Here is a 25,904-nt window from a genome sequence, read left to right on the forward strand (position 1 = left end):
CGGAGCGCGAGCTATACAAATGGGGCTTGCATTCGCAACCAATATGAGTGTTCCATTAGCAACATGACCACTCACCTCGTTTCAATCGGCACGGCTGTTCCGGCTTCACGGTTGCTGCAATCTGAGGCTCGCGACTTCTTTGCCGCTCAACCAGGCCGGGATCGACTCGCCCAGCGGTTGATCCACGCAGCGTTTGACCAGTCCGCGATCGAGTCACGTTACTCGGTTCTTGGCGGGATAGGTGGCCTCGACACGCTCTCCCCGCTCTTCTCCACCGACGGCCTGCTTCACTCGCCCACTACGGGTGAGCGAAACACGGTCTATCGCCGCGAAGCGCCGCAGTTGTCGTCAGCCGCGGCACGAGATGCGATCGCTGCCTCAGGTTTTGATGCAACCGAGATCACCCACGTCATCACGGCTTCATGCACCGGGTTCTTTGCGCCCGGACCCGATTTCCTGCTCGTGAAAGAGTTGGGGATTCCCGGCACTGCAGAACGCACCAACATTGGATTTATGGGGTGCGCTGCTGCGTTCCCAGCGCTTCGCGCGGCCAGCAGGATCTGCACAGCTCAGCCAGGGTCGGTCGTGTTGGTGGTGTGCACAGAACTCTGCTCGATCCACATACGGTCGTCGAGTGACCCCGAACAGATTGTCGCCTCCGCCGTGTTCAGTGATGGCGCAGCAGCGGCGGTTGTGACCTCCGCTGAACCGCGAACGACCGGGGCGACGCTGGAGGTCGGCGAGTTCACGACAGCGATCACCAGCGAGGGTGAGCAAGACATGGACTGGGCCGTGGGTGACGCGGGCTTCGAAATGCGACTTACCGCGCAGGTGCCGCGCATTATCGGGCGCGAGATTGCCGGGGCTGTCGGGGCAGCACTTCGCGGGGGTCCGGAGCCTTTGAGCGAGGTCGCGAATTGGGCTGTGCACCCCGGAGGCCGCAGTGTGCTCGACCACGTTCAAGCGGGCCTCGGGCTGTCTGACTCGGCAATGCAGCACTCGCGCGCGATCCTGCGAGATTTCGGCAACATGTCGAGTGCGACAATCCTCTTCATACTCGGTCGGATTCTGCGTGACGAGTCCATCAGCGCAGGGGCGCAGATAGCAGCCCTAGGGTTTGGCCCCGGGCTTACGCTGGAAACCGCTCGTTTTGTTCAGCGCGCAGGGGCACGCTCGGCTACAGTGCCTGCTGTTCTTGCCGCCGAGGCGTCGGTATGACGCTGGCGGTTCGGGATGCGGGTCTCCGTGAGCTAATGGATGATCCGGCGTGTGATCCCGCTCGTCTTCGGCGGACGCTTCAGCGATTCGGGTTGGTGAACCGGGCTGTTTCGTGTTGGGACGGGGTGCACCGGTCTCAGCTTCGCCCGTTTTTTGCCGGCCTGGGTCGGCCCGCGCGCGTACTCGATATTGGGTGCGGCGGCGGAGACGTGTTGCGTCGCCTGGTGCAGCTCGCTCGCCGCGACGGGTTTGTTGTTGAGGCTGTGGGGATTGATCCTGACCCGCACGCGATTGCGGTGGCGAAGCGGGCGGATTTTATGCCCGGGGTGGCGTATCGGCAGGTGCTTAGCCAGTCGCTCGTGCAGGAGGGAGAGCGCTTCGATGCCGTGATTTCAAACCATCTGCTGCATCATCTCGACGAGGTTTCGCTGGCGGGGTTGCTCTACGACAGCGAGGCTCTCTCTTCGGGGATTTCTTTGCACTCTGACATTGCCCGCGGTCGTGTCGCGTATGGGGCGTTCGCACTGCTTGCGGCACCCGTAGCGATGGGAACCTTTGTGTGGGTTGACGGGCTGCGCAGCATTCGTCGCAGTTACACACGAGCTGAGCTCGCGGCTGTGCTTCCGGACGGGTGGCGGGTGGATTCCCCCGGCACGTTTCGTTTACTGGCCTGCTTCGATCACACTTCGACTCATCGATCTCCTTCCGACCGAGGTTGATGGGTGACGAGAGCACTTCTTGCGGCCTGGGTGCGGGTAGATACGCCCAGCTTTCGAAGCACGGCCGAGACGTGTACACTCACTGTTTTGGCGCTGATGTAGAGCCGCTCCCCGATTTGGCGATTGCTGAGTCCCTCGGCAACGAAGTCTAGAACCTGCTGCTCTCTGGGCGTCAGGAGAGATTCTTTGTTTGCCGCTGTCGTCCCGTTACCGAGCCCTAACGCGCGAGTGAGTTCGGTCACCCTGTGTTCGAGCGCAGCGTGTGCGAGTCGCTGAGAAAAGCTTTGAGCGCTGCGAGACGTGTCGATTGCTCCGGGCCGGTCACCGGTCGCGATTTGGTGTCGGATCAGTTCGATTCGAGTGATGACCTCGAAGATTCTCGGCACTGACTTGCTAGCGGCGGCTGTGACCGCTTCGTTCAGTGGGGATTCCCCCGGCTCCAATAGTCCCAGAAGTACGCGGGTGCAATCGGGATCCTGCAGTTCTTGGGTCTGTTCTCGCCACGCTGCTTCGACCTCGGCAGAAAGTTTCGTCGTGTCTTCGCCACGCGCTCTGCACTCGGCAAGCACCCATGCAGCCTCGAGCAGAAGTCGCCGCTGGCTCCCTGTCCGCTTACCCGAATCACGCATCATGCGTTCGATCGCTGCGCGTGCAGTGGCGAAGTCGTCCCGCGCAATTGCGATTGTGATCTCCATGAAAAGTACTGCATACCAGACTTGGCGCTCGAGTTCGGCGGTCTGCTGGAGTGGCAACTCCCGTTCCCGAAACAGTTTTTCAGCTTCGTCTGCGTGCCCTCGCCAGGCAAGCGAGCGGACCCGCGAAGAAACCATATACACACGCTGCATGCGGACTGCGTGAGTATCGACACCGCGCCACAGCAACTGTTCGACTCGCTCGATTTCTCCGAGCTCGAGTAGCGGATCGATGAGGTTTTGCATCATGATCGCTCCGGTGGTGCGCTCGACGCCGTAACGTTGCGCGATAGCGAGGCCCGCTTCTGCGACCTCGACTGCCTGGTGATACCGGCCGATGTTATTAAGCATGTCGGAGTAGTTTGCGTGGAGCCACATGAGCGAGTTGCCCGTGCTCGCGAGCGGTAGGGCTTTGGCGTAGTCATCGATTCCGGCTTGCACCTGGCCTGCTGAAGCGAGCGACGCGCCTCGTAGGTTGTAGGCGATGGCCTGCTGAGATTCATCCCCGCTGCGTTGGGCGTGTCGGAGCGAGAGTGAGGCAGTTGCGATGGCTTCTTGAAGGTCCCCGGCTCTCATCTGCATGCTCGCGAGCAGGCTGTAGAGCTCAGCTCTCAGTTGATGATTGTCGTCCCCCGATCCCAACACAGCAAGTGCCTCGGTGATCAACGGTTCTCGGCCGGGCCACCCCATATAGCTGTGATAATCCGCTTTTTGGCGAAGCAGTCTTGCGTGCGCCACGGGATCATTTTCAGACGTTAACTCTTGCAGTGCGAGGTCGATGACAGCGAGACCCCGCGTGGTTTTTCCAGCGTCTCGCAGCACCAGTGCGAGCTGTTCGAGAAATGCAACGCGGCCGATCCTCGTTTTCTCTGCAGCCGCATCCACCTCGTCCCACCGCTCGAGTGCCAGTTCGCCGAAGTATGCGGCTGGAGCGTACGCAAACTTTGAAGCGGCCTCTTGCATGGCGGCGAGCGACGCTACGAAGGACTTCTCGTATTCCTTCGCTTGTTCCCAGTGGTAGGCGAGTTCTGGCAAGGGCGGCTGCTGTCCGCCAGCCTCGGCGGTGCGTTGCAGTATTCCAGCTAGGACTCGGTGCAAACGTGTGCGTTCGCCAGGCAGAAGTTCACTTCGCACGGCTTCACGAAGCAGGGCATGTCGAAACGAGTACCGATCCGTTTCATCAATTGTGATCACTCCGGCGGCGATGGCATCTCGCAACGACAACTCGGTTTGTTCTTCGGGCAACCCCGCCAGTCGCACAAGCACGTCGTGTGAGATCGCGGCCTGCGAGATCGACATGACTCTCACGAGTGACGCAGTCAAGTCGTCGAGACGATCGTAGCGGGCGAGCAAAACGTCCCGAAGTGAATCGGTGAGTGGTGCGGACGCGTTCTCGGCGAGTTCTTCGATGAAGAAGGGAACCCCCTCCGAACGTTCGAGAAGTTGGTCAAAGGCTTCAGGATCGATCGGAGCCTCGACCAACTCTGCGATCATTGCTCGCACATCGTCATCGGCCAGCCGCGAGAGGGGCATCCCCTCGAGCACGCGCGCACGCTCCGATTCGACGGCAAAGCGCCGAGCAGGATCGCGACGATGTCCGTCGTCCCGCATCGTAATGACGACCATCACGCGTGCGCCGGCGATCCTTCGCAGAAGTGCTGTGAGCACGATGAGGGTGCCCTCATCGGCCCAGTGCAGGTCTTCAATAACGATGAGTAGTGGGTGTTTGTCGGCCGCAACCCGCAGCAGCGTTGTGATTGCCGAGACCAACTGCTCAGGACCGGAACCATCGTTCAGTTCGCGCGGTGGTGCCTTTCCTTCAAGGTCGGGAGTATCTGGACCAACCAGCTCAGGTAAAAGAAGCAGGATCGCAGCGCGACTCAGGCGATCAGCACCGAGGGAAGCCATCACATCGTTTGCACCGCGGGCCTCCACGAGCGCACGTAGTACGTCGATGAGAGGCCCGTACGGAGAAGCCGCTCGACCCAAATCAATACAGCGGCCAAGGAGCACGTCTGCGTCGCCTCGAGCAGAATCAGTCAAATCGCCCACAAGTCGGCTCTTGCCGATACCCGCCTCACCAGAAATCAGTGTTGCGGCGGCCTCGCCATTCAGCACACCTCGGAGCTGTTCGCGAAGGCGGGCTAGCTCTGCGTCACGCCCGACTAGGGCGGTTCTTATGGGGACTGATGGCATGAATCCATACTCTCAGTACCCACCGACATTGTCGCGCAGAGCTCAGATCAGGGCTCGTCAACATATGCGTCGTTCAGCACCTGGTACATCAGGTGATCCCGCCACTTTCCATCAATGTTGAGGTATTGCGGGGCAATTCCGTATTGTTGAAACCCGTTCTTCTCAAGAACACGTTGCGATCCAATGTTTTCCAACATTGTTTCGGCCTGCACTCGGTGCAGGCCGAGATCCTTAAAAGCGAAGCTCACCGCCTGTGCAACCGCTCGTGTCGGGTAGCCTTGACCGAGGGATCGCTGGCGCACCCAGTATCCGATCGCGCAGGATTGCATGGCGCCGCGCGTGATCCCACTCACAGTCACCCGGCCAAGAATCTCGTCGGAGTCGGAGACGATGAGGAACGGGACTGAGTCGCCCGCTTCATGGGCCTCAAGCGCCCGCTTCGCGAGTGTTCGTTGGTTCGAGAGAGTGTAGTAGCCGGGATCACGCTTGGGCTCCCAGCGCCCGAGATGGACAGCTTCGGCTTGGATGATTTCGGTGAGCGCGGGGACGTCTTCTAGTGACAGCAGGCGTGTTTGGGTGCTTTGCATGCCGGTAGGCTCTCCGTTTTCTGTGCGGATCATGTCGTCCACTAGCTCCTTAGAAACTCTCTTGTTTACAATCAGTGGTATTGCCGCTCTCATTGCACTTTCAACGCTGATCGTTACAGCGGTTCGAGCACTGGTGCTTGCACGCCGACCGACCGTTGCTTCTTAGGTGATGATGCGGGAAAGCTGTCTGATGCCCTGGGAGATTTGAGCAGGGGCGGCTGCACCGTATGAGAAGCGCAGGAATGGTGCCGGGGGTTCATCAACGAAAAAGTGTCGGCCGTCTCCGACGAGCACCCCAGCGGCGTAAGCATCGGCACTGATCTGCCTGGTGTCGACACCGTGGGGCAGGCGCGCCCAGAGGTGGATGCCTCCGCTCGGCACACTCTGAATGCGAACGCTCGGCAAGGTCTGACGGATCGTGGCGGCGAGGATATCGCGGCGCTCGGCGAGCTCGGTGCGCAGGCGTTTCAGGTGCCGTGGCCAGACGCTCGAGGTCAACAGACTCATGGCAATCTCTTGCACCATTGGTGCGACGCAGAGGTCGTCGGCGGTGCGGGAGGATCGGAGTCGGTCTCCGGCGGGGCCACGTGCGATCACCGCACCAAGCCTAAGCCCTGGCGAAGCGGGCTTCGAGAGCGTAGTGACAGTGACGACGTGGCCGTTGGGGTCTTCGGTGATGAGCGGTGGCGGGGTGCGCCCGTCAATGCCGAGATGCCTGGCCCAGTCGTCTTCAATGATGAATGCCCCGTGTTGGGCTGCAAGTTCGAGCACCTGCGCGCGGCGTTCCTGGCTGAGCACCGCGCCAGTTGGGTTCGCATAACTGGGCTGCAGGTAGACCACTCGGGCACGGGTACGCTCTAGCGCGTCAGCAAGACGTTCTACGATGATCCCGTCCTTGTCTGCGGGCACCGACGCGATGGTGAGGCCCGCACTTTGTGCGGCGACGATCGCTCCGGGGTAGCTCGGACTCTCGGTGATCACGGTAGAGCCCGGCTCTGCGAGGGTGCGCATCGTGAACACCAGACCCTGCTGACCGCCAGACACGATGAGGGCATCGCCAGGGTCAGCTCGATACTCGGCAGCAAAGACTCGGCGAAGCTCCGGCGACCCCGCGGGCGGAGTCATCATCCATGCCCGGTTGCTCTTTGCTGCACGTGAGCCGATGCGATGCAACTCGTCACTCGGGAGGAGTTCGGGGGCGAGATACCCCCAAGAGAGTTGGATGTGCTCGGGGGTGCCGTATCCGCCGAGGCGTGACGCACGGTCGGCATCCACGCGGGCGGGATCGAGGGCCTGCGACTGCCACGCGAAGTCCGGTTCGGTAAGCCGCCCGCGTTCGGCAACGAAGGTACCTCTGCCTGGTTCGGCACGCACCAACCCCTGGGCACTGAGTTCAGAGAGCGCAGCGGAGACGGTGGCGGCGCTTGCCTGGAAACTTTTGGATAGTTCCCGCACCCCAGGCAGTTTCTCCCCAGCGTGTGCTGCTGCGATCCGCTCATGCAGTAGGGCCGCAATTTCCGACGCTCTGTTATCATTGGACATGAATATAGTAGATAACGTTACTCACTATTTTGCAAGTCTGTTACGGCTTTGTCGGGTTCTTGTTACTGAGGCGGCGCAAGCATGAGCCGAGCAGCTGCTGTCCTGCGGGACGTGTCCACCTCCGCCCTGGGTGCTGGGTTCCTCTCGGCCCTCATCAACTTTGCAGGGCCGTTTTTGATCGTGCTCGAGGCAACCCGAGCAGCGGGCCTTGCCTCAATCACGACCCTCGCGGTCACCATGTCAGGGGTCGTCACCCTCAGCGTTGGCGCAGCATCCTGGGGTCTGCTCGCGGGAAACGCGGTTTACCTCGTGCTCGCCCCAAGCAAGAAACAGGCACAGCAACCCAGCCTGAGAAAGGAGGCCACCGTGCCTGCATAAGGCGAGCATCCACAATTCCGCTTCGCAGATTCGGTGCACACCACAAGGTTCTTCCACAGGACTCGGCAGCACCGACTCCCCAGCTCAAACTTTCAAGGAGACATCAATGACCACCAAGACCACACCAACCGTTCGCTTTCTCACACCCGCCGACGAGGATCAGTGGCGCATCCTCTTCCGCGCCTATCGTGAGTTCTACAAGCTCGAAGCATCCGAAGAAGTCGTCTCCCGCGCATGGGGCTGGTTCACCGATCCGACCCACGAATGCAAAGCGCTCGTCGCCGAAGTCGACGGCGAGATCCTCGGCTTCGCGCACCACCGTCGCTTCTCATCGCCCTACACCGCCACGAGTCACATCTTCCTCGACGATCTCTTCACCGTTCCCGCGGCTCGTGGCCGCGGTGTTGGGCGGGCACTTATCGGATGCCTCACCGACATGGCCACCGCCGAGGGGCGCGCCGGGGTGCAGTGGATGACCGCGGAGGACAACCACCAGGCACAGGCCCTCTACAACACACTCGCCACGCGAACCACCTGGGTCACCTACGAGGCCGATCCGACGTCGAATTAATGTGGCTCTTTGTGTTTGGGTTGTAGTGGCATCCACGCACCGAGTCTGCATTTCGTCATCGACCTTGCAGTTGTGGTCCGCAAAGTCGGCGATGGAGTGCAAGCTGGCCGCGGTAAGGGCGGGGAGGGTGAATGCAGCCAATTTTGCCCCGGACCCCGGCCCATCGTAGAGCCCACAGAACTCCCCAAGGCACGAGTGTCCAGGGTCCTGACGAGCGGCCCCCATAGTTACACGTCAGGATCCTGGGCGCTCGTCGGATACCTGGGCGCTCGCCAATCTCACGAGCTACATCACAAAAACACCCCACAACTCCCAAATACGAGGAGCCGATAAAGCTCCGGACGGGCGGGCCTTCTGTCCGTCCGCCACGGCTCGCTGATTCTAGGCACCGGCCGCGCCCGACCAACGTTCCCCAAGAGGGGTGACGCAGTGCTGGTCGCGGCCGGCGTTCAACACGTCACGGCACAAGCGGGTGGGGCGCATAGGTCAAAATAAAAGAACCCCGCAAGTAGAAGCCTTGCGAGGGTTCAGCAGCGGTGTAATCTCCGCTACGTGGCTCCGACCGGCATCGATCCGGTGACCTTTCGATTTTCAGTCGAACGCTCTACCAACTGAGCTACAGAGCCAGGCACTCACCAAAGTGACCGCCTGAGACAAAGAAACCCTTCCGGAGAAGGGCTCTTCGCCTTGGCGACCCTGACGGGACTTGAACCCGCGACCTCCGCCGTGACAGGGCGGCGCGCTAACCAACTGCGCTACAGGGCCAAACTTGTATTCAATTGTATTTGGTACCAGTGACCCCAACGGGATTCGAACCCGTGCTGCCGCCGTGAAAGGGCGGTGTCCTAGGCCGCTAAACGATGGGCCGAAGTGATTTCTCACTTGCTACCGAGATGAAAGCTTATGCTGAATTGGTGCCGGTGCGCAAATCGCCACGATGAAAGTGAGATCCCTGGCGTGTCGCACCACCCGACAGCCACCTCACCCGCCCAGCGCGCGCTGCACTCTGCTCAGCGAGATGTTCTCTTGAACCATTACGCCATAGCTTGTGCGCTGCTCGAGGTGATACCCCATGCGCCCCTGGCTCAATAGTGCAATGAGATGCGGTTGCGAGGCATCCCAAAGCAGCCATGTCGGCTGCCCCCAGCGTTCTTTCCTAGGAAAGTAACCTCAATGTCACGGTTTCCGACCTGCTGGATACCTGGCATCAGGTGTTCTGTTGAGAGGGCGACAGTACCATTCCCCGGATGCTGCATCTCGCTCATGGCTCAATCCTAGCGAACGGTTGGCGGGGAGTGACAATAACGCACATAATTCTTGTAGCAAAGCACTCTCGCTTCACGCCCCCGCAAAAAACGCCGCGGCCGCCTTCGCTAGGCCGTGCAGATCGTCCACGTGCGCGAGCTCTCGAGCCGAGTGCATCGAGAGCAGTGGCACACCCACATCGACCGTTCGGATCCCCAGCCGGGTTGCCGTTAATGGCCCGATTGTAGATCCGCACGGCACCGTGTTGTTTGACACAAACTCCTGCGTCGCGACCCCCGCAGCATCGCACACACGCTGCCACAGAGCGGCCCCGTGCGCGTCGCTCGCGTAACGCTGGTTAGCGTTTACCTTCAGCATCGGCCCATGCCCCGCAAGCGGCCTCACACGGGGGTCGTGCTTCTCAGGGTAGTTCGGGTGCACTGAATGCCCCGCGTCCGCAGAAATACACCAGGACGCAGCAAGCGCCCTGGCAGCGTCTTCAGCCGAGGCACCCAGTCCGTCTCGGATCCTCGCCAACACGTCTTCAAGAAACGGTCCGCAGGCACCGGAGCGCGTCTCTGACCCGAGCTCTTCGTGGTCGAACGCCGCGAGAACCGAGATTGTGCCGGGAGCTGGTTTCTCGCCGAGCAGTGCAACAAGCCCGGCAAATGTCGAACTGAGGTTATCGAGGCGCGGCGAAGCGAACAGCTCTTGGTGAACGCCGATGCGAGCGGGCGCCTGGGTATCAAAGAAACGCACGTCAAGCGCCGCAATATCTTCGGGCAGGATCGCGGAGCGCGCCCGCTTCGCGGCGGCACAGAGCGCACCGAGCACCGAGGTACCCTCCCCCGCGATTCCAAGCACGGGCTGCACGTGGCGCTGTCGATCGAGTGTGAGGCCTGAGTTTGCCTCTCGATCGAGGTGAATCGCAAGTTGCGGAATGCGTGCGACCGCACCCGTGGAGACCAGGTGCTCGGCGCCATCCTGGGTCAGGATACGACCGGCCATGCCAAGATCCCGATCCAACCACGAGTTGATCAACGGCCCGCCATAAATCTCGACACCCGCCTGCGCCCAACCATCGGCGACAAAATCTGGCTGTGGTTTCAGCACAAATCCGGGTGAGTCAGTGTGGGTACCGAAGACCCGCACCGGACTCGTCTCCGTCACCCCTTCGCCTGCGCGCCACGCGATCACCGCGCCGTCGCGCACGACAACACCGCTTGATCCAGAGGTCACCCCGGGCCAGGCATCGGTCTCGTCAAGCTGCGTGAATCCACCCCCTACGAGCACACCGGCGATCGCCGCAGCCGCGTGATACGAGCTCGGAGCAGCCGCCACGAACCCAGCAAACTCACCTATGTAGTCGTCCCGATCCCGCAGCAGCCGCTCCATGTCGCTCATGCTCCGGCAGGTGCTTCGAACGCTGCGGCAAACTCAACGAGCAGGCGCGCGCCGAATCCGGTGGATCCGACTGAGCGCCACAGGTCGTCGCTCTCTGCCTGCATGGTGCCCGCGATGTCGAGGTGGCCCCAAGGCAGGCCGTCAACAAACTCATTCAAGAAAAGCCCCGCAAGGATTACCCCCGCGTACTGTCCACCAATGTTCGACAGGTCAGCCGTGTTCGACTTCAGTTGGTCGCGGTAACGGTGGTCAAGTGGGAAGCGCCAGATGTTTTCGTCCGTCGTATCGGCGGCGGCCTGCAGCTGCGCCGCGATGGAGTCGTTGTTGGCAAGCATTGCCGCCGTGCGAGTGCCGAGCGCCATCATGGCGGCTCCGGTGAGCGTCGCGATGTCGACGATCGCGTCGGGGCGCTGTGTCTCTTCTGTGGCGAGCACGAGTCCGTCAGCCATGACCAGGCGGCCCTCGGCGTCTGTGTTCTTCACCTCGACGGTCTTGCCACCACGAATAGTGAGCACGTCACCCAGCTTGGTGGCACTACCCGAGGGCATATTGTCGGTGCACATGAGCCAACCGGTCACGGCGGTCTTGACGCCGAGCTCGCGCAGCGCGGTCATCGACGAGAACACTGCGGCGGCACCCATCATGTCGAACTTCATGGCCGCATGCATTGCGTTGGAGGGCTTCAGGCTGATGCCGCCCGAGTCGTACATGATGCCCTTACCGATGAGCGCAAGGTGCCCCTCGGGGTCGGCGGGCTGGTACGACAGCTTAATCATGCGGGGCTCTTCGATGCTGCCAGCATTCACACCGAGCAGGCCCCCACAGCCGAGTTCCATGAGCGCGGTGCGGTCGAAAACCTCGACCTTGAGGCCGTAGGCGGGAGCGACGCGCTCGATTACGCTGGCAAACTTCTCTGCGCTCAGATGGCGCGGCGGGGTGTTCGCAAGATCCCGCGCAATGCCGGCGGTGCGGGCGAGGATCTGCGCGCGCTCCACGCCCTGCTTCGCGGCCGCCTCGTCGCCAGCGCCGACACCCAGCAGCAGGCTGTCGAGCGCAACGGTCTTCGGGTCGCTCTTCAGCGCGTCAAAACGGTAGCGGGCGAGCAGGGCACCCTCGGTAGCGGCAATCGCTGCCTCGTTCGCGCTGAGTTCCGTACTCACAACTCCTGTGAGATCCACCGCGAGAGCGCCCGACTCGTTCGCAGCGCGGGTAAACGCGGCGACAGCGTCGCGGAGCGTTGCAGCGGTGGTGATGCCCTCACCAACACCAACGAGCACTCGCAACTGCTCACCGGGGAGCACAAGCGTCTGGTTCTTGCCCGAGGTAAATCCGGCCGCGGCGAGCGCCTCGCGACTCAGGCCAACCTCGGGGAGTTCGCCTTCTTTCGTCACGAAGATGGCACGCACCTGTGCTGCCTCAACATCGGTCGACGAGACAACACGCACGTCAACCGCGAGGCCGAGCGAGGGAACCGGATCAAACGAGGGATCAATCACAACAGTCATACTGACAAGCCTAGCCCTGACCCCTGACACACGTGATGTGGATCCTGAACCACTCACCGTAAAACTATATTCGCGGGAATATAGCTTGGCCCACCCCAGTTACACCCGGCATGAGAGCATTCGGATTCCTATCTTTCGGCCATTACGGCCCCGTGCCCGGCTCGCGCGTGCGCACCGCTGGCGACATGCTGAAGCAGACCATCGAGCTCGCAGAGGGGGCCGACGAGATCGGCGTCAACGGGGCCTATGTTCGCGTGCATCACTTTGCACGTCAGGCTGCCTCGCCGATCCCGCTACTCACCACAATGGCCGCCCGCACAAAGCGGATTGAGGTGGGCACCGGCGTCGTCGACATGCGCTACGAAAACCCGCTGTACCTCGCAGAGGAAGCTGCCGCGCTCGACCTCATCTCAGACGGCAGGCTCGCGCTCGGTGTAAGCCGGGGATCACCCGAAACCGCACTGCGCGGTTACGAGGCATTTGGGTACACGGGTTCCGAGGATCCTCGCGGTGCCGACCTCGCCCGCGACAAGTTCGAGCTGTTCATGCGGGCGATTGACGGCGAGAAGCTCGTTGAGAGCGACACGCAGATGACTCCGCCGGGTCGCCTCGCGATCGAGCCACAGTCCCCCACGCTGCGCGATCACGTTTGGTGGGGTGCGGGATCCCGAGACACCGCCGAGTGGGTCGGCCGCCAGGGGCTCAACCTGATGAGTTCGACACTGCTCACCGAGGCAGACGGGCGCCCGTTCGACGTGCTGCAGCGCGAGCAGATCGATCGTTTTCGTGAGGCCTATCGCGCCGCCGGGCACACGGGATCGCCACGCGTTTCGGTGAGCCGCAGCGTCTTTCCGATCGTCTCGGCCGAGGATGAGATGTATTTTGGGGTGCGCTCGGGGCATAGCCAGGATCAAATCGGCGTGATCGACGGGTTCCGCTCGACATTTGGCAAGACCTACGCTGACGCGCCGGATCGGCTCGTTGAGCAGTTACTCGCTGACGAAGCGGTGATGTCCGCTGACACGCTCATGCTGACGATCCCGAACCAGCTCGGAGCAGAGTACAACCTGCACGTGCTGCAGGCCTTCGCCGAGCACGTTGCACCCGCGCTCGGGTGGAAGCCGAACACGGAGGGGCCAGTGCAGGGGTATGCGATCTAGCTCGATATTGTGAAAGAGTGGATTCTCTCGATCTGAAACCTGACCTCCTACATACGACACCTCTCGGAGTTGAGCGCATCAATCGCAACCTTTCGCTGATTGAGGAGGACATAGTTCAGTGGTGCCGCGAGGTCGTGGCGGTGCGCCTCCTCGACGGGTCGAATATAGAGAGGCGTGGCAAAAACTGGTATGTGGATTGCGGGAAATTCATCATGACGATCAATGCACATAGCCACACCATCATTACTGCCCACATGAAATAACTCCCGAGCTTCACGCTTACGAGTTCTGCATTCTCAGCTTTACCCGAAACGTGCACCGGAGCATTATGGTCCATATGTGGGATTGACCGCAGTTCTGCTGACAGCAATCGAACCAACTCGGTGCGGAGTGCAACCTGGACGTGCCGCAGGCCTTCGCCGAGCACGTTGCACCCGCGCTCGGGTGGAAGCCGAACACGGAGGGGCGGTGGTGCGGGACTCGCTCTGAGTCCACCGCCTGTCATTTCAACAGATTCCCTCCTCTCGAATAAAGTGGCCGTATGACTTCGAGCGTTCCCGTCCTTCGTCCGAAGTTCGGGGTTCGCTTGATTGCGCTGCTCCTGGACTATGCGGTGATCCTGGGCTGGATGTTGGTGCTCGCCATATCAACGCTCGTCCCCTACTCAATCACGGGTGAATTCTTCGACTGGCTGGCTCTGGGCACCGCCGGGGCACAGTTCCTCGGGTTTCTTCTGTTGGTGCTACCTGTGGGCATCTACCTCTATGTAGGCGAAGCCTCTACAAGACAGGCAACCGTGGGCAAAAGAGTCCTTGGCCTGCGGGTCGTAGATGCGATGAATGAGAACCGACCTTCACGGCTCCGGATCGTTATCCGCACCATCGTCAAACTACTCCCCTGGGAGATCGCCCATTTTGTGGTGTGGAATATCGTCGCGAATGCTGCGAACGGCGAATTCGAGTTCCCACTCTGGCTAATGGTCACAGCTGTCGCAGCCAACCTGATTCCATTTGTCTACATTGCGTTTGTCGCATTTCAGAAAGACAGGCGAGGACCCCACGATCTCGTAGCCGGCACTCGGGTAGTTGTAAGTACAAGGCAGAAGCTCGATGGCTGAGCCTGGGCACCGTCGCAGGCAACTCGGAGCGGAGTGCAACTTGCACGTGCCGCAGGCCTCCGCCGAGCACATTGCACCCGCGCTCGGGTGGAAGCCGAGCGCGGAGGGGCGGTTGTGGGGGACGCGGTTTAGGCCGCACAAACCCGACGTCGCTGCTCTGGAACTACAGAACCAGCTTCATAAACACACTGTTTGAGTCCTCGCTATACGACCCAAACGGCGGACACTCCTGAAACCCCGCGGCCCTGTAGAGCTTTCTCGCCGCGGCGAAGAACTCCATGGTTCCCGTTTCAAGAAACACCTCGCTGATCCCTCTTGCCCGCGCATCTTCGAGAGCGTGCTGCAACAGCCGGGAAGCAATCCCCTGTCCACGCCGCGCGGGGTCGGTGCGCATGCTCTTCAACTCTTCGCACCCCTCCCCGCACCCCGCGAGCGCAACGGTTCCGACGATTCGCTCGTCATCAACCGCACTCCACATGCGTACTTCTGGACGCTGCAGAGCGCTCAGATCCAACGCATGACGGCTCTCGATGGGAGCGGTTGGGGCGAGGTCGGCCAGGTGATCCTCGAGAAATGAAATGAGTCGCTGGTCGTGAAAATCCGCGGGGATAATGTTTATCACCCCACCAGTAAAGCACGCTGCCGCCGCTCCCCTGATGGGGACCACGCAAGCATCTCATGACCTCTACGATGATTGAATGCAGACGAACGAGAGGATCGAATCGGCGATCCGCCAGGGGAGCATTCCCGACGACATTGAAGTGTGTGTCGAGATCTGGGTAAACGCCCTGCAGGCGCGGGACGGCGCAGTTGACGCAGAGTCCATGGCACAGAGAGTGCGTTCTTCGTTCGAGCGTCCGATCGTCAGATTCGCCATTACAGATGCGCCACACCGTGGGTTCGCACTGGTGGAGAGCGGTCTCGCTGACCCTGCGGAGGCATTCTTGCATTATCTGGCAGTTGATCCTGCAACAACCAAGCGTGGTTTGGGGCGCGCACTGCTCGCAGACGCCATTGAGCACACGGGTCGCCGCGGGTTCCGGTCGCTAATGCTGGAAGTGCGCGCCAACAACACACGCGCAATCGAGTTGTACACACGAGCGGGTTTTGTGCCGTTCGGGGAGCCAGTTCCCCACCCGCTTGCCGGGTATCCAATGCAGGCGTATCGACTTACGCTTCAGTAGATGTTCCTAGTTCGTGTGCCATAGGCGAGGATGAAGTGGCCCATAAAGTCGCGACTCCCAACAAGGAAAGCCCGCTGACACTTGAGCCACTCGGTGCCGCGATAATGGATCAGTGCACAACAACGTAGGTGGGTTGACGATTCGCCCCTGTAGTGGGGCTGCAGAGTACCCACAGCTGGTGGAGATCTGGCGCAGCGCAGTTCGGGCGACCCATGACTTTCTTGAGGAGTCCGACTTCGAGCGCATCGAAGCCAACCTTGCTTCAGCGTATTTTCCGGCGGTGACGCTTCTTGTCGCTGAGCGGGGCGGTCAATCCTTGGGGTTCGCCGGAATCGCCGAGGGGTCGCTCGAAATGCTCTTTGTCTCGGACGATGCCCGCGGAAAAGGGGTCGGTTCCGCCCTGCTTGCTGAAGCCATCTCCCACCGCGGCGTAACCATGGTCGACGTCAACGAGCAGAACCCTGCCGCGCTCGGGTTCTACCTCAGTCGCGGTTTCGTGCAGGTCGGTCGGAGCGAACTTGACGGCGATGGGTTGCCCTACCCAATTCTTCATCTGCAGCTTCCGGGCTGAAGGACCGTCACGGAGGGACGCGGTCTCAGCCGCCTGCCATAATCGAAGCATGATTCAGAGCCTGTCGCTGCCGACGATCTTGGATACCCGCGCAGGACCAATCACACTGCGACGCGCTCATACCGACGACATTGCGGCGGTGCTGGGCTTTCTCTACGACGATCCGATTAGCCAGGCCCGCGGTGACAGCTACGATCCGGCAGACCGCGCAGTCTACGTAGGGGCGCTCGAGGAGATCGCCCAAAGCCCCCAGAACGAACTCGTCGTCGCCGAGAACGCCGAGGGTACAGTCGTCGGCTGCCTGCAACTCACGACCATCCCAGGGCTGTCACGCAGGGGCGGCACAAGGCTTCTCGTCGAAAGTGTCCACGTCGCGTCGCAGTTCCAGTCCTCCGGCATCGGCGGTGCAATGATGAAGTGGGTCATGGAAGTCGCCGCCCCGGCCGTTGGCGCGGCGATGATCCAGCTGACCTCCGATAAGTCGCGGAAAGATGCTCACCGTTTTTACTTGCGGCTCGGATTCATCGATTCCCACGCCGGGTTCAAGCACAGGGTTGGGTAGCCGCGCAGCGTGACCACATCACAAACTCGAATGAGGCTAGCCACATGACCGAAGTCCGACTCACCGGAAAACTCATCTGCGCTACCGCGGAGGAGGCCGCACTCGTTGCGACCCTGTTACCGCACCACGTTGAGCTCACTCGGGCCGAAGTGGGCTGCCTCTCGTTTGAGGTCACACAAACAGCGGATCCGCTGGTGTGGTCTGTGAACGAGCGCTTCGACAGCGAGGCCGCATTTCAGTTACACCAGGATCGTGTGGCCACGAGCGAGTGGGGTCGACAGACCGCCGGGATCGCGCGCGACTACACGATCGAGGGCCTCTCAGCAGGCTAGTCAGCCGGGCCTAGCAGAAGCTCAGGCTCCGCGGTCCACCGCTTCAATCACAGCGGTGAGCTCATCACGAAGCGCCAGAAGCCGCTCGACCGGCAGTCCGAGCCTTTCAACAACTGCGGGCGGCACACCGAGAGCCTGTTTACGCAGCGCCCGCCCCGCCTCGGTGGGTGTCAGATAGAACGTGCGCTCATCGCCGTCAACGGGCGTGCGCTCAATGAATCCCAGGCGCTCCAGACGCTTGATGATCGGCGAGAGCGTCGCCGGGTCGAGCCGAAGCATGTCTGCGACCTCTCGGAAGCGCAGCGGCGCATCACCCCAGAGTGCCAGCATCACAAGGTACTGCGGATGGGTAAGGCCGAGGGGTTCCAGAATCGGTTTGTACACGCCGATCACACCTCTACTGGCGACGGCGAGCGCGAAGCACACCTGTCGATCCAGCTCGAGAGCGTCTTCTGGAAGCATATCCACGCCCCAATACTAGTGCCGTTAGCGCACAAACAAACGTGCTACGATTTCGTTTGTGGGCAAACAAAACAAGAAACGTCAGCTCTGGCACAAGACTCCGCACGATGGAGTCCCCGGGATCTACGCGGCGACCCAGCGGTTCCTCTATCAGTTCCAGGGTCCAGCGCAGCTCGGCGACAGAAACGAATCGGCGCATGTCGCGCCGCCCGATCCAAATTGCCCGGCCTGCAGGCAACCACTGCAGGATCACCACATCACCCCCGCCAGCCCGGGCAAATCGTCACACATGCAGTGCCCGCCGCCGAAGCCTCAGCTCGGCTGATACACCACCCGAAAGCGCTCGCAGATCACAGGCATATCGGGCTCGAAGCCCCGCGGGTTCTCGGAGTAGTTTCGCCAGTAATGCTCGTGGGTTTCGCACCAGTCAGCAAGAGTACGGTCACCCTCACCCTCGGAGTGAGCGTGCTCTGGGTCAACCTCGTTAAACGGCACGGTGCGAACCGAAGTTGTCTCGATGAGGGCGCGGGGCCGATCCTCACCATCAAGAATGATGCTGAACTCGCCGACATAGGGCAGAGGATCGCCGCTCACCTCGTAGTCCCAGAGCGACGAGGCGGTGCCAGTTTTGCCCCCTCAACCACAAGCGCGAGAAGCGAATCAGCGTGCGCCGGAGTAGCCCCGAAGGCCCAGGCCGGGGGTACCTGCTCTGGCAATCCGTCCACGTGTGCACGGCATAGCTCCCAAAACCCAGCAACATCGACGTTCTCGTTCATGCTGTCCACATTAACGCCCTTCGCGGCCCGGGTTGCTGCAGTTACAACAAGCTTAAGCTGCGAACCGCCCAGGACGCACCTCACTCAAGGGTGTAAGACTGGAGGTGCACCCCAACCGGGCGCGTTACCAATGAAGGGAACACTATGAAAGCCGTTCAGTATCGCGAAATTGGCAAGGGACCCGAAGTTGTTGAGATCCCAACCCCCGAACCAGGTCCTGGGCAGATCCGGCTGCGCGTCACCGCCGCTGGCCTCTGCCACTCCGACTGGTTCGTCATGGACCTGCCCGCCGAGGCCTACACCTACGGCCTGCCGCTCACACTCGGCCACGAGGGCGCGGGGTCGTCGACAAGCTTGGTGAGGGTGTCACGGGCGTCACGCTCGGTGAGCCCTACGCAATTTACGGCCCGTGGGGCTGCGGGCTCTGTCACGCCTGCGCTCAAGGCCAAGAGAACTACTGCACGCGCGCAGCTGAGCTCGGCATCCAGCCACCAGGCCTCGGGGCACCCGGCGCGATGGCCGAGTACGTGATCGTCGACGACAAGCGCCACCTCGTGCCACTCGGCGATCTCGACCCCGTCGAGGCCGTCTCCCTCACCGACGCCGGTCTCACGCCCTATCACGCGATCATGGCAGCTCAGGATCACCTCCGCGCCGGATCAACCGCCGTTGTTCTGGGTGTTGGCGGCCTCGGACACGTGGGTGTGCAGATCATCCGCGCAATCTCCGGTGCGACCGTGATCGCGGTCGACACTAGCGACGAGAAGCTTGCCCTGGCCCGCGAAGTCGGTGCTCATCACACGGTTATTTCGGGCCCCGAGGCCGCCGCGCAAATCCGCGAACTCACCAACGGTCAGGGTGCTGACGCGGTGTTCGATTTCGCGGGCGTGCAACCCACCATCGATATCGCTCGCGAGGTCGTTGCGGTGAACGGCAATATTCATATTGTCGGGATCGGCGGCGGGCTTCTGCCCACGGGCTTCTTCTCCACGCCCTTCGGCGCTTCGGTACGAGCACCCTACTGGGGCAGCCGCTCAGAACTTATGGAGGTTCTGGATCTCGCCCGCGTCGATGCCGTCAACGTGCACGTCGAGCGCTACCCCATCGACGAGGCACCAGAGGCTTACGCCCGCCTGCACCATGGCGAGGTACGCGGTCGCGCTGTCGTGATCCCGTAGCGGGGCATTTGCACGCCCTATCCCCGGCCCGCCCCTCTCATCCAATCCGGTGTAGCCATATGGCTAGTTGAGCGCTTGCCAACTAGCCATATGGCTACACCGGATTGAGCGCTTACTTTAGTCTGAGGCGACCCCGTGCCGCGCGAGCCAACCAAGGATGGCCTCATTCGTTTCAGCGTGCCGCTCTTGCTGCACCCAGTGGCCACTGTCGAGGCTGACCTCTTCGACGTTCGGCACGAAGTCCGAAAGGTTCTCGGAGCGCGCGACGGCATCTCTGTCGCCATAGATCATGAGGGCTGGCTGGTGAATGATCGGGTCGACCTCACCAAGCAGGTACCAGTTACGGTTGAGATTCCGGTACCAATTGATGCCGCCGGTGAATCCCGATTTCTCAAACGCAGAGGCGTAGACAGCCAGTTCGCTTTCGCTGAGCAGGGGTTCACCGAGGGGTGACTCCGAATGGGCAATTTCGATCATTGCCATTCCTGGCTTCGGCGGCGTCAGCGGTTCCTCCTTGCGATATAGATTGTTGATGAAGCGAGCAGGATTCGCATCGAACACCGCGTCGGCCACTCCTGGTTGCTTGTTGAAGTGAACGAAGTAATACTCGCTGCCAAGCACGGCCTCCATGAAATCCAGCCAGGGCATCTCGCCTCGAGCCAAGTATGGCAGGCTGAGGGCAACCACTCGGTTCACTCGCTGCGGATGCAGCAGAGTCAGGCTCCAGACCACAAACGCACCCCAGTCGTGACCTACAAAGGTGGCATCGAGATAGCCGTAGTGGTCGAGGAGGGCTACGAGGTCTCCGGTCAGGTGCTTAATGTCGTAAGCAGTCACCTCGTCCGGCCGAGCAGAATTACCAAACCCCCGCTGATTTGGGGCGATGACATGGTAGCCAGCCGCGACGAGGGCTGGCACCTGATAACGCCAGGTGTAGGCAAGATCGGGCCAACCGTGGCAAAGCACAATCGGGTTTCCGGCGTTCTGTTTCCCGGCTTCAAAGACTTCTAGCTCGACGCCGTTAACGGCGACGATGGTGGGTTCAGAGAAGGTGATTCCTTGAATTGATTCGTTCATGTTTCAAAGGTAAGTAGATAAACCGGTCATCCAGCGACCTGTTTTCTGAAATTATTGATTCTATGAGATCCGATCGATTGGTGGCTATCCTTCTCATGTTGCAGCGGCGTGGGCAAGTGACGGCCCCAGAAGTTGCCAAAGAACTGGAGGTATCCGAGCGCACCGCGCGTCGTGACCTCGATGCCCTGGGCATGGCCGGCATTCCCGTGTACTCGGTCCAGGGGCGCGCAGGCGGATGGCGACTCCTCGGCGGTGGCCGTACCGATCTCTCCGGTCTTACTGCGAGCGAGGCCCGAGCGCTGTTTCTCGTCGCTGGACCCGCAGCCTCAGCAACACCAGAGGTGAAGGCCGCCCTCCGCAAGCTCGTTCGCGCCCTGCCAGAGCCATTCCGTGAGCAGGCAGAGGCCGCGGCATCTTCATTGATCGTGGACTCGCAGGGGTGGGGTTCGAGCGGTGCCACAAATCAACCACCTCGTTTCCTTGACACGCTGCAGGACGCCGTCATTCGGGGCGTTCAAGCCCGGCTCGGCTACGTCGACAACGCGGGTAATGAGACCGGAAGAATCGTCCATCCGCTAGGGATCGTGGCCAAGGGCCCGTCGTGGTACCTCGTCACTCACACCGATGCGGGCCGGCGAACATTCAGGATCGACCGAGTCTCGTCTGTCACGGTCACCGATGAACCTGTTCAGAGGCCCGAGAACTTCCACCTCGCTGAAAGCTGGCGCGAGATCGCAACTGAAGCGGACCGCAGACGCACACCCGTCGAGGTCCATGCGATATGTGAGCCCGAAGGGCTCGTCTACCTACAAACCGCCGTTGGCGACAACCTGGAAATTGGAGCAGCCTCGAGCGACGGCCGCGTCGCCGTGGTGATCCGCGGACCCAGTGAATACGGGATCGCCGGTCATCTTGCCGGGCTCGTCGAGTGGCTCGAAATTACCGCCCCGCAATCAGTGCGAGATCATCTGGCGAGGATCGGCACCGCGCTCACCGAGCGCTATGGTTGACCGGCTCTACAGGCACCTCAGCCGAGCTGCGACAGAAACGCCTCACTCATCGAGGGGTAGTACTGGTCGAAGCTCGGTTGCTCTGTGCCCTCGGTCGCCGCGATGAGCAGGTCGAGGTAGTATTCCCAGCCGGGTCCGATGTCGCCGACTGCGTCTCCGGAATCGAGGTGGTGCACGAAGCGCAACAGCGAATCGTCTTCGCCGTCCTCCTCGAGAAACAGTTCCAGTTCCCAGCCGTCATCGTTGGTGGTGGTGTGCAGTTCCAGGTGGTGAGGTGCCTCGCAGGCAATAATCTTCGCCCGCACGGGTGGGCCGTCTTCTTCAAACGCCATGCGGATCCGCACGCTGCCGCCTGTGCGACCGTCACCATCCCAGGCCCCAAACCACTCGGCGGTGCGATCAGAAACGGTCAGGTAGCTCCAGGCCTCCTCGATCGGCAGGGCGAGGGATCGCACCAGCACCAGATCAACACCGCGCGCGGTCTTCACTACACGCCCAGTTGCCTCAATTGACACGATCACTCCTTACGTTCGACGGGTCTCACCCACATGAATGACAGCGTACCGCCGCAGGATCCTTGTATGCAGCCACTGGCTCAAGATTCCTGGGGGTACGGTTCGGCTCAATGACGCGCAGCACCAAGACTCACGGAACCCGGTGAGGCTTTCCGACGGCCACCAGAGCCGTTCGGCCAACCCCTGCCGAACTAGTCTTCTCAGCATCTCGCCGAGACACCGTCGGCGACAACCATTGGGTCACCGCTGCTGCTAACCGCTTTGCTGCGGTCGCGAGATGACTCCTGCTAATGTTAACGAGAATCATTCTCAATCGATGAGGTGTTTGATTCTTCACTCAACAGAGAGGTGTTATGGATGCGTTGGAGTAATTTAGCCAGATCGACAATTACGGTGGGGGTTTCTGCCGGGCTCGTGGGTGCTTCGCTCGCCGCAACCCCGGCGTTTGCGGCTGAAACCCTGGAGCCAAACGGGCGACTTGTCGTGACGACCGCGTCAAGCGCGATGGTGCTTGACGCCCAAACACTCGACCTGGTGAGTTCACACCCGCTCCCCAACAATTCGAAGGCATCAGCGAGTGTTGCTTCCGATGGACGCCACGTGTTCTTGCGGTCACGCGCCCAAAACAAAACGTGGATTCTTGACGGCGGGTCGTGGTCTGAACCGCACGGAGATCACGACCACTATTACGCACAGGAGCCTAAGCTCCTCAACAGCGTCGTTGAGGGCAACGCGCCGGGTCACGTGGTGAGCTCGCAAGGGCGTACGGTCGTGTACCACGATGGCACGGGGGTCGCAGCGAGCTTTGCAGAAAGTGATCTGGCGCGCGACTCCCTGAACATTCAAGAGTTCAACGCCGGAGCGCCGCACCACGGTATCGCGGTTCCGCTCAACAAGAAGACACTGGTGTCGCTGTGGAGCGCTGGCACGCTTCCCGGGGGCGTGAGCGTGTTCGGTGAGTCCGGTGAAACGCTGGAGACATTCGAAGACTGCCCCGAACTGCACGGCGAGGGCATCGTTGGCCAAAAGGCCGTGTTTGGCTGCCAAGATGGCATGCTCGTTACCGACGGTGTGACGGCGTCGAAGATTGCATACCCTAACAGCGATGGCCAGCGCGCTGGAGTGTTTGCATCGCCCGAACAGGGCGCGACAACGGTCGCCGGCAGCTACTACAGCGCTGGCAAAAACCCGAGGTCTCTGGTCATTGCCAACACCGCTCAAGGGACAGCGGGGCTTGTAGATCTCGGAGTCGAATACACATCGTTCACGCGCGGCCCCGGTGACGACATCGTGGTGGCGTCGGCCGATGGCAAGGTGCGCGTGGTGAACGACGAGACTCTGCAAGAAGACCACGTCTTTCAAGCCACCGCCACCTCTCTCGGTGCTGATGGGGAAACTCGGGTAGCCCCGCTCCCAGGACTGGCGGTCGCTGGAGACAACGCCTACGTCACGAACCCCGCACTGAAAGAACTCAGCAGTTGGAACCTCAAGACCGGCGCCGCCCAAAAGACCATCACTCTCGACGAAGCGCCGGTGAGCGTCGTGGCGGTTGGCCCCGCCTCTGAAACAGGAGAAGAACCAAACCCCGATCCAGAGCCCGTGCCTGACCTTGAAAAGAAAGAGACCAGCGACCCCGAACCGCGTCTTGCCCTCGCGTATGGCGATCGCGTGAGCCTGTGGAATGCTGCGTCACTGACGAAGGTTGCTGACGTCGCCACAAACGGTGCGCCAGTTCTTTGGGGATCAACCGATGACCGCCACATCTACGTCAACGATCGCGGCAGCAAGAAACTGCGTGTGCTCGACGCAGGATCATGGAGAGAACAGACCACGGATACCGACGGTCACGAAACCACAAAGTACTTCACCGCACAACCGAAGTTCTTAACCGCAGAGGTTGAGGGCGCAGCACCCGGTCATGTCGACCACTACGGCGGCGAGACCGTGGCCATGTATGAGGCAGAGGCAAAGGTGCGGCGAATCTCGAAGGAGAATCTCGCCAACGGCAGCCTGTCGAGTCTCACGATTGATTACACGGACAAGCAGCATGGTGCAGCGGTGCCGCTCAAGGATCACACCGTCATTACGCTGGCCGACAAGGCACGACCAGGGTTGCTGGGCAATGGGATCGCTATCTACAACGCGAAGGGCGAGTTCGTGAAGTCAGCAGAAAACTGTCCGCGGGCACACGGGCAGGGAGTCGCAGCAGATATTGCGCTCTTCACCTGCGTTGACGGCATCGTGGGAACCAACGGTGACGAAATTTTTGAGATGGAGTATCCGAGCGCCGGAAACCGGGCTGCAACGCTGGTGTCACCTAAAGGCGATTCCACCGTCATCTCTGGTGACTTCTACAACGCCGACACCCGCGCATCGACCGATTCCGTGCTGCTGATGGACGTGAAAAACAAAAGCTCACGCGCCGTAGCCGTGGGGTCGAGCTATGACTCCTACGGTGGGATGGTGCGTAACGATGCGGATGACATTATCGTCGTGACCGATGACGGCAAACTACATGTGATTGACGATCAGACTGGCGCGAAGCTTCTCGAAAGCCCTGTCAGCGACTCAGTGCTTGACGCGAACGGTACACTCGCTGGGACTCGGCACAAGCTGGAAGTCATCGGCGAGACCGCCTTTGTCGCAAACCCCAACACCCAGAAGCTCGCGACCGTCGACCTCAAGACAGGTAACGTAGTGAAGACCGCTGACCTGGATGCCTCGCTCTCGGGGCTATCGGTGGCGAACGCTCGGCCAACTGCTGCAGAGGAGCATGTTGAAACGACGCTCAGCATTACCGGTGCGGTGAAAGCCTACAAAGCTGGCGACACCGCAACGTTGGCTGCGAAGCAGAACCCAGAGACGGATGAGGATCACTACCACTGGTTCATCAAACGTGCTGGTGCGAAAGACTTCACTGTCATCAACGGTGAGCTTTCGGGCACACTGAAATACAAAGTGAAGGCTGAGGATCTGGATGCGCAGATTATTGCCCGACTGTATTCGCATGACCATGAGATCATCGCTGAGTCAAAGCCCGTGACTCTGACCGCCGCGAAAGAAGAAGTCAAGAAGTGCAAGACGCCACGTTCACGGTCAGTATTCACAGACGTAGCGCCGGGTCAAAAGTTCTACACAGAGATCGACTGGATGCACTGTGCCGGATTGACCACGGGCATCAAGACGCCTAATGGTGTGACATTTGCGCCGAAGCAAGAATTGTCTCGTGAAGCGATGGCAGCGTTTATGTTCCGAATGGAAGGTGACAACAAGTATGTCGCACCGAAGGTGTCTCCGTTTGCGGACGTAACACCGAGCGATAAGTTCTACCGGGAGATCGCGTGGATGGCGGAGAAGAAATTATCGACAGGTACACGTCAGGCGACGGGGAAGCCGCTGTTTAAGCCGAAAGATGAGCTTTCTCGTGAAGCGATGGCAGCGTTCATCTATCGCATGGAGAAACCCAAGGGCTATGTGGCTCCGAAGTCTGCTGTGTTTGCGGACATGAGGTCGGGCGCGAAGTTCTACACGGAGGTTTCGTGGATGTACGATGCGAAGCTCTCGACGGGTTACAAGCAGTCTGTGGGGAAGCCGAAGTTTGAGGCGAAGCGGTCGCTTTCACGTGAGGCGATGGCAGCGTTTATGTATCGCTTGGTGACTGACTACCGCAAGTAACAGCTGCTAGTTCCACGCGGGTGCTGGCTTCATATCCAACACCCGCGTGGAAGGCAAGCAAATAGATAACGCCCGAAATCTCGTCGGCTAATGACCCTTAGGCAGACTGAAACGATATCGGTAAGTCCCTTCATGCCGCTGTTCGATGCCGTCCACCACCTCACCGTAGATTGATCAAACCAGTGGCGACGCCCCAGTTGGAAGGCTCGTGAAGCACATCCTTCCGGA

25 protein-coding genes, 3 tRNA genes and 1 pseudogene are annotated in these 25,904 nt (G+C 60.8%); 15 read left to right on the plus strand and 14 right to left on the minus strand.

What is annotated here, in order from left to right; translation table 11 throughout:
- Positions 1 to 63: 63 nt before the first annotated feature.
- Positions 64 to 1,218, plus strand: coding sequence for a type III polyketide synthase (locus tag G7066_RS12385; RefSeq protein ID WP_166331413.1), 1,155 nt, complete (start codon positions 64 to 66; stop codon positions 1,216 to 1,218).
- Complete coding sequence (locus tag G7066_RS12390) at positions 1,215 to 1,937, plus strand: methyltransferase domain-containing protein (protein WP_166331414.1); 723 nt, start codon at positions 1,215 to 1,217, stop codon at positions 1,935 to 1,937. The genes G7066_RS12385 and G7066_RS12390 overlap by 4 nt, the downstream gene beginning before the upstream one ends.
- Here G7066_RS12390 and G7066_RS12395 read toward each other — a convergent pair.
- The 3 genes from G7066_RS12395 to G7066_RS12405 form a co-directional block, all read right to left on the minus strand.
- Positions 1,910 to 4,825 (minus strand): helix-turn-helix transcriptional regulator, encoded by a 2,916-nt coding sequence (locus G7066_RS12395; protein WP_166331415.1) that lies wholly within the window; start codon positions 4,823 to 4,825, stop codon positions 1,910 to 1,912. The genes G7066_RS12390 and G7066_RS12395 overlap by 28 nt on opposite strands.
- Before the next feature lie 47 nt (positions 4,826 to 4,872).
- Positions 4,873 to 5,445 carry a GNAT family N-acetyltransferase gene (locus G7066_RS12400; RefSeq protein WP_244302983.1) on the minus strand — a complete coding sequence of 191 codons (573 nt, stop codon included), beginning with the start codon at positions 5,443 to 5,445 and terminating at the stop codon, positions 4,873 to 4,875.
- 129 nt (positions 5,446 to 5,574) lie between these two features.
- Complete coding sequence (locus G7066_RS12405; RefSeq protein ID WP_166331416.1) at positions 5,575 to 6,954, minus strand: aminotransferase-like domain-containing protein; 1,380 nt, start codon at positions 6,952 to 6,954, stop codon at positions 5,575 to 5,577.
- Positions 6,955 to 7,035: 81 nt separating this feature from the next.
- Between G7066_RS12405 and G7066_RS15330 the strand changes: the two genes are divergently transcribed.
- The gene (locus G7066_RS15330; RefSeq protein WP_205881449.1) at positions 7,036 to 7,332 is read left to right on the plus strand and encodes a hypothetical protein; all 297 of its coding nucleotides are present in this window, start codon (positions 7,036 to 7,038) and stop codon (positions 7,330 to 7,332) included.
- Between the two features lie 106 nt (positions 7,333 to 7,438).
- Positions 7,439 to 7,903 (plus strand): GNAT family N-acetyltransferase, encoded by a 465-nt coding sequence (locus G7066_RS12415; protein ID WP_166331417.1) that lies wholly within the window; start codon positions 7,439 to 7,441, stop codon positions 7,901 to 7,903.
- Positions 7,904 to 8,456: 553 nt separating this feature from the next.
- Here G7066_RS12415 and G7066_RS12420 read toward each other — a convergent pair.
- The 5 genes from G7066_RS12420 to G7066_RS12440 form a co-directional block, all read right to left on the minus strand.
- A tRNA-Phe gene (locus tag G7066_RS12420) sits at positions 8,457 to 8,529 on the minus strand.
- 62 nt (positions 8,530 to 8,591) lie between these two features.
- A tRNA-Asp gene (locus G7066_RS12425) sits at positions 8,592 to 8,668 on the minus strand.
- A 30-nt stretch (positions 8,669 to 8,698) separates the two neighbouring features.
- Positions 8,699 to 8,770: transfer RNA gene (locus G7066_RS12430), tRNA-Glu, on the minus strand.
- 471 nt (positions 8,771 to 9,241) lie between these two features.
- Entirely contained in the window at positions 9,242 to 10,543 is a 1,302-nt protein-coding gene (locus G7066_RS12435; protein ID WP_166332063.1) for a M18 family aminopeptidase, read from the minus strand.
- A 5-nt stretch (positions 10,544 to 10,548) separates the two neighbouring features.
- The gene (locus tag G7066_RS12440; protein WP_166331418.1) at positions 10,549 to 12,057 is read right to left on the minus strand and encodes a leucyl aminopeptidase; all 1,509 of its coding nucleotides are present in this window, start codon (positions 12,055 to 12,057) and stop codon (positions 10,549 to 10,551) included.
- 110 nt (positions 12,058 to 12,167) lie between these two features.
- Here G7066_RS12440 and G7066_RS12445 point away from each other — a divergent pair, with 110 nt between their 5' ends.
- The 3 genes from G7066_RS12445 to G7066_RS12455 all read left to right on the plus strand — a co-directional run bounded on the left by G7066_RS12445 (position 12,168) and on the right by G7066_RS12455 (position 14,334).
- Positions 12,168 to 13,217: an LLM class flavin-dependent oxidoreductase gene (locus G7066_RS12445; RefSeq protein ID WP_166331419.1), complete on the plus strand. Its 1,050-nt coding sequence runs from the start codon at positions 12,168 to 12,170 to the stop codon at positions 13,215 to 13,217.
- Positions 13,218 to 13,234: 17 nt separating this feature from the next.
- Positions 13,235 to 13,480 carry a DUF3781 domain-containing protein gene (locus tag G7066_RS12450; protein ID WP_166331420.1) on the plus strand — a complete coding sequence of 82 codons (246 nt, stop codon included), beginning with the start codon at positions 13,235 to 13,237 and terminating at the stop codon, positions 13,478 to 13,480.
- Positions 13,481 to 13,758: 278 nt separating this feature from the next.
- The gene (locus tag G7066_RS12455; RefSeq protein ID WP_166331421.1) at positions 13,759 to 14,334 is read left to right on the plus strand and encodes an RDD family protein; all 576 of its coding nucleotides are present in this window, start codon (positions 13,759 to 13,761) and stop codon (positions 14,332 to 14,334) included.
- Positions 14,335 to 14,497: 163 nt separating this feature from the next.
- Here the strand turns inward: G7066_RS12455 and G7066_RS12460 are convergent, their stop codons facing one another.
- Entirely contained in the window at positions 14,498 to 14,956 is a 459-nt protein-coding gene (locus G7066_RS12460) for a GNAT family N-acetyltransferase (protein WP_166331422.1), read from the minus strand.
- Between the two features lie 76 nt (positions 14,957 to 15,032).
- Between G7066_RS12460 and G7066_RS12465 the strand changes: the two genes are divergently transcribed.
- The 4 genes from G7066_RS12465 (at position 15,033) to G7066_RS12480 (ending at position 16,983) form a co-directional block, all read left to right on the plus strand.
- Positions 15,033 to 15,518, plus strand: coding sequence for a GNAT family N-acetyltransferase (locus G7066_RS12465; protein WP_166331423.1), 486 nt, complete (start codon positions 15,033 to 15,035; stop codon positions 15,516 to 15,518).
- A gap of 112 nt (positions 15,519 to 15,630) precedes the next feature.
- Positions 15,631 to 16,089: a GNAT family N-acetyltransferase gene (locus tag G7066_RS12470; RefSeq protein ID WP_244302984.1), complete on the plus strand. Its 459-nt coding sequence runs from the start codon at positions 15,631 to 15,633 to the stop codon at positions 16,087 to 16,089.
- Positions 16,090 to 16,138: 49 nt separating this feature from the next.
- Positions 16,139 to 16,651, plus strand: coding sequence for a GNAT family N-acetyltransferase (locus G7066_RS12475; RefSeq protein WP_166331424.1), 513 nt, complete (start codon positions 16,139 to 16,141; stop codon positions 16,649 to 16,651).
- A gap of 44 nt (positions 16,652 to 16,695) precedes the next feature.
- Positions 16,696 to 16,983, plus strand: coding sequence for a putative quinol monooxygenase (locus G7066_RS12480; protein WP_166331425.1), 288 nt, complete (start codon positions 16,696 to 16,698; stop codon positions 16,981 to 16,983).
- Positions 16,984 to 17,004: 21 nt separating this feature from the next.
- On the opposite strand, the gene G7066_RS12485 is transcribed toward G7066_RS12480, so the two are convergent.
- Positions 17,005 to 17,445 (minus strand): MarR family winged helix-turn-helix transcriptional regulator, encoded by a 441-nt coding sequence (locus tag G7066_RS12485; RefSeq protein ID WP_166332065.1) that lies wholly within the window; start codon positions 17,443 to 17,445, stop codon positions 17,005 to 17,007.
- Positions 17,446 to 17,503: 58 nt separating this feature from the next.
- Between G7066_RS12485 and G7066_RS12490 the strand changes: the two genes are divergently transcribed.
- On the plus strand, positions 17,504 to 17,770 hold the full coding sequence (locus G7066_RS12490; RefSeq protein ID WP_166331426.1) for a hypothetical protein: 267 nt from the start codon (positions 17,504 to 17,506) through the stop codon (positions 17,768 to 17,770).
- Here the strand turns inward: G7066_RS12490 and G7066_RS17570 are convergent.
- Together G7066_RS17570 and G7066_RS17575 are read right to left on the minus strand one after the other, a co-directional pair.
- Entirely contained in the window at positions 17,758 to 18,039 is a 282-nt protein-coding gene (locus G7066_RS17570) for an ASCH domain-containing protein (protein WP_341873803.1), read from the minus strand. The genes G7066_RS12490 and G7066_RS17570 overlap by 13 nt on opposite strands.
- Positions 18,036 to 18,221 (minus strand): hypothetical protein, encoded by a 186-nt coding sequence (locus G7066_RS17575; RefSeq protein ID WP_341873804.1) that lies wholly within the window; start codon positions 18,219 to 18,221, stop codon positions 18,036 to 18,038. The genes G7066_RS17570 and G7066_RS17575 overlap by 4 nt, the downstream gene beginning before the upstream one ends.
- Positions 18,222 to 18,365: 144 nt before the next feature.
- Here G7066_RS17575 and G7066_RS12500 point away from each other — a divergent pair.
- Positions 18,366 to 19,399: pseudogene (locus G7066_RS12500) on the plus strand (NAD(P)-dependent alcohol dehydrogenase).
- 117 nt (positions 19,400 to 19,516) lie between these two features.
- On the opposite strand, the gene G7066_RS12505 reads toward G7066_RS12500, so the two are convergent.
- Positions 19,517 to 20,476 carry an alpha/beta fold hydrolase gene (locus G7066_RS12505; RefSeq protein WP_166331427.1) on the minus strand — a complete coding sequence of 320 codons (960 nt, stop codon included), beginning with the start codon at positions 20,474 to 20,476 and terminating at the stop codon, positions 19,517 to 19,519.
- 80 nt (positions 20,477 to 20,556) lie between these two features.
- Between G7066_RS12505 and G7066_RS12510 the strand changes: the two genes are divergently transcribed.
- Positions 20,557 to 21,486 carry a helix-turn-helix transcriptional regulator gene (locus G7066_RS12510; RefSeq protein WP_244302985.1) on the plus strand — a complete coding sequence of 310 codons (930 nt, stop codon included), beginning with the start codon at positions 20,557 to 20,559 and terminating at the stop codon, positions 21,484 to 21,486.
- Positions 21,487 to 21,503: 17 nt separating this feature from the next.
- On the opposite strand, the gene G7066_RS12515 is transcribed toward G7066_RS12510, so the two are convergent.
- Positions 21,504 to 22,001, minus strand: coding sequence for an SRPBCC family protein (locus G7066_RS12515; RefSeq protein WP_166331429.1), 498 nt, complete (start codon positions 21,999 to 22,001; stop codon positions 21,504 to 21,506).
- A 357-nt stretch (positions 22,002 to 22,358) separates the two neighbouring features.
- Here G7066_RS12515 and G7066_RS12520 point away from each other — a divergent pair, with 357 nt between their 5' ends.
- Positions 22,359 to 25,676 (plus strand): S-layer homology domain-containing protein, encoded by a 3,318-nt coding sequence (locus G7066_RS12520; RefSeq protein WP_166331430.1) that lies wholly within the window; start codon positions 22,359 to 22,361, stop codon positions 25,674 to 25,676.
- Positions 25,677 to 25,904: the final 228 nt, after the last annotated feature.

Source organism: Leucobacter coleopterorum (assembly GCF_011382985.1).
In the GTDB taxonomy this organism is placed as follows: domain Bacteria; phylum Actinomycetota; class Actinomycetes; order Actinomycetales; family Microbacteriaceae; genus Leucobacter; species Leucobacter coleopterorum.

Excerpts from the sequence above, each read along its gene's own strand:
- G7066_RS12465 (WP_166331423.1), top strand. The coding sequence starts at position 15,033 with ATGCAGACGAACGAGAGGATCGAATCGGCGATCCGCCAGGGGAGCATT.
- G7066_RS12445 (WP_166331419.1), top strand. The coding sequence starts at position 12,168 with ATGAGAGCATTCGGATTCCTATCTTTCGGCCATTACGGCCCCGTGCCC.
- G7066_RS12400 (WP_244302983.1), bottom strand. The coding sequence starts at position 5,445 with ATGATCCGCACAGAAAACGGAGAGCCTACCGGCATGCAAAGCACCCAA.
- G7066_RS12405 (WP_166331416.1), bottom strand. The coding sequence starts at position 6,954 with ATGTCCAATGATAACAGAGCGTCGGAAATTGCGGCCCTACTGCATGAG.
- G7066_RS12480 (WP_166331425.1), top strand. The coding sequence starts at position 16,696 with ATGACCGAAGTCCGACTCACCGGAAAACTCATCTGCGCTACCGCGGAG.
- G7066_RS12505 (WP_166331427.1), bottom strand. The coding sequence starts at position 20,476 with ATGAACGAATCAATTCAAGGAATCACCTTCTCTGAACCCACCATCGTC.
- G7066_RS12485 (WP_166332065.1), bottom strand. The coding sequence starts at position 17,445 with ATGCTTCCAGAAGACGCTCTCGAGCTGGATCGACAGGTGTGCTTCGCG.
- G7066_RS12415 (WP_166331417.1), top strand. The coding sequence starts at position 7,439 with ATGACCACCAAGACCACACCAACCGTTCGCTTTCTCACACCCGCCGAC.
- G7066_RS12385 (WP_166331413.1), top strand. The coding sequence starts at position 64 with ATGACCACTCACCTCGTTTCAATCGGCACGGCTGTTCCGGCTTCACGG.
- G7066_RS12475 (WP_166331424.1), top strand. The coding sequence starts at position 16,139 with ATGATTCAGAGCCTGTCGCTGCCGACGATCTTGGATACCCGCGCAGGA.
- G7066_RS15330 (WP_205881449.1), top strand. The coding sequence starts at position 7,036 with ATGAGCCGAGCAGCTGCTGTCCTGCGGGACGTGTCCACCTCCGCCCTG.
- G7066_RS12455 (WP_166331421.1), top strand. The coding sequence starts at position 13,759 with ATGACTTCGAGCGTTCCCGTCCTTCGTCCGAAGTTCGGGGTTCGCTTG.
- G7066_RS17575 (WP_341873804.1), bottom strand. The coding sequence starts at position 18,221 with ATGAACGAGAACGTCGATGTTGCTGGGTTTTGGGAGCTATGCCGTGCA.
- G7066_RS12435 (WP_166332063.1), bottom strand. The coding sequence starts at position 10,543 with ATGGAGCGGCTGCTGCGGGATCGGGACGACTACATAGGTGAGTTTGCT.
- G7066_RS12395 (WP_166331415.1), bottom strand. The coding sequence starts at position 4,825 with ATGCCATCAGTCCCCATAAGAACCGCCCTAGTCGGGCGTGACGCAGAG.
- G7066_RS12440 (WP_166331418.1), bottom strand. The coding sequence starts at position 12,057 with ATGACTGTTGTGATTGATCCCTCGTTTGATCCGGTTCCCTCGCTCGGC.
- G7066_RS12520 (WP_166331430.1), top strand. The coding sequence starts at position 22,359 with ATGCGTTGGAGTAATTTAGCCAGATCGACAATTACGGTGGGGGTTTCT.
- G7066_RS12390 (WP_166331414.1), top strand. The coding sequence starts at position 1,215 with ATGACGCTGGCGGTTCGGGATGCGGGTCTCCGTGAGCTAATGGATGAT.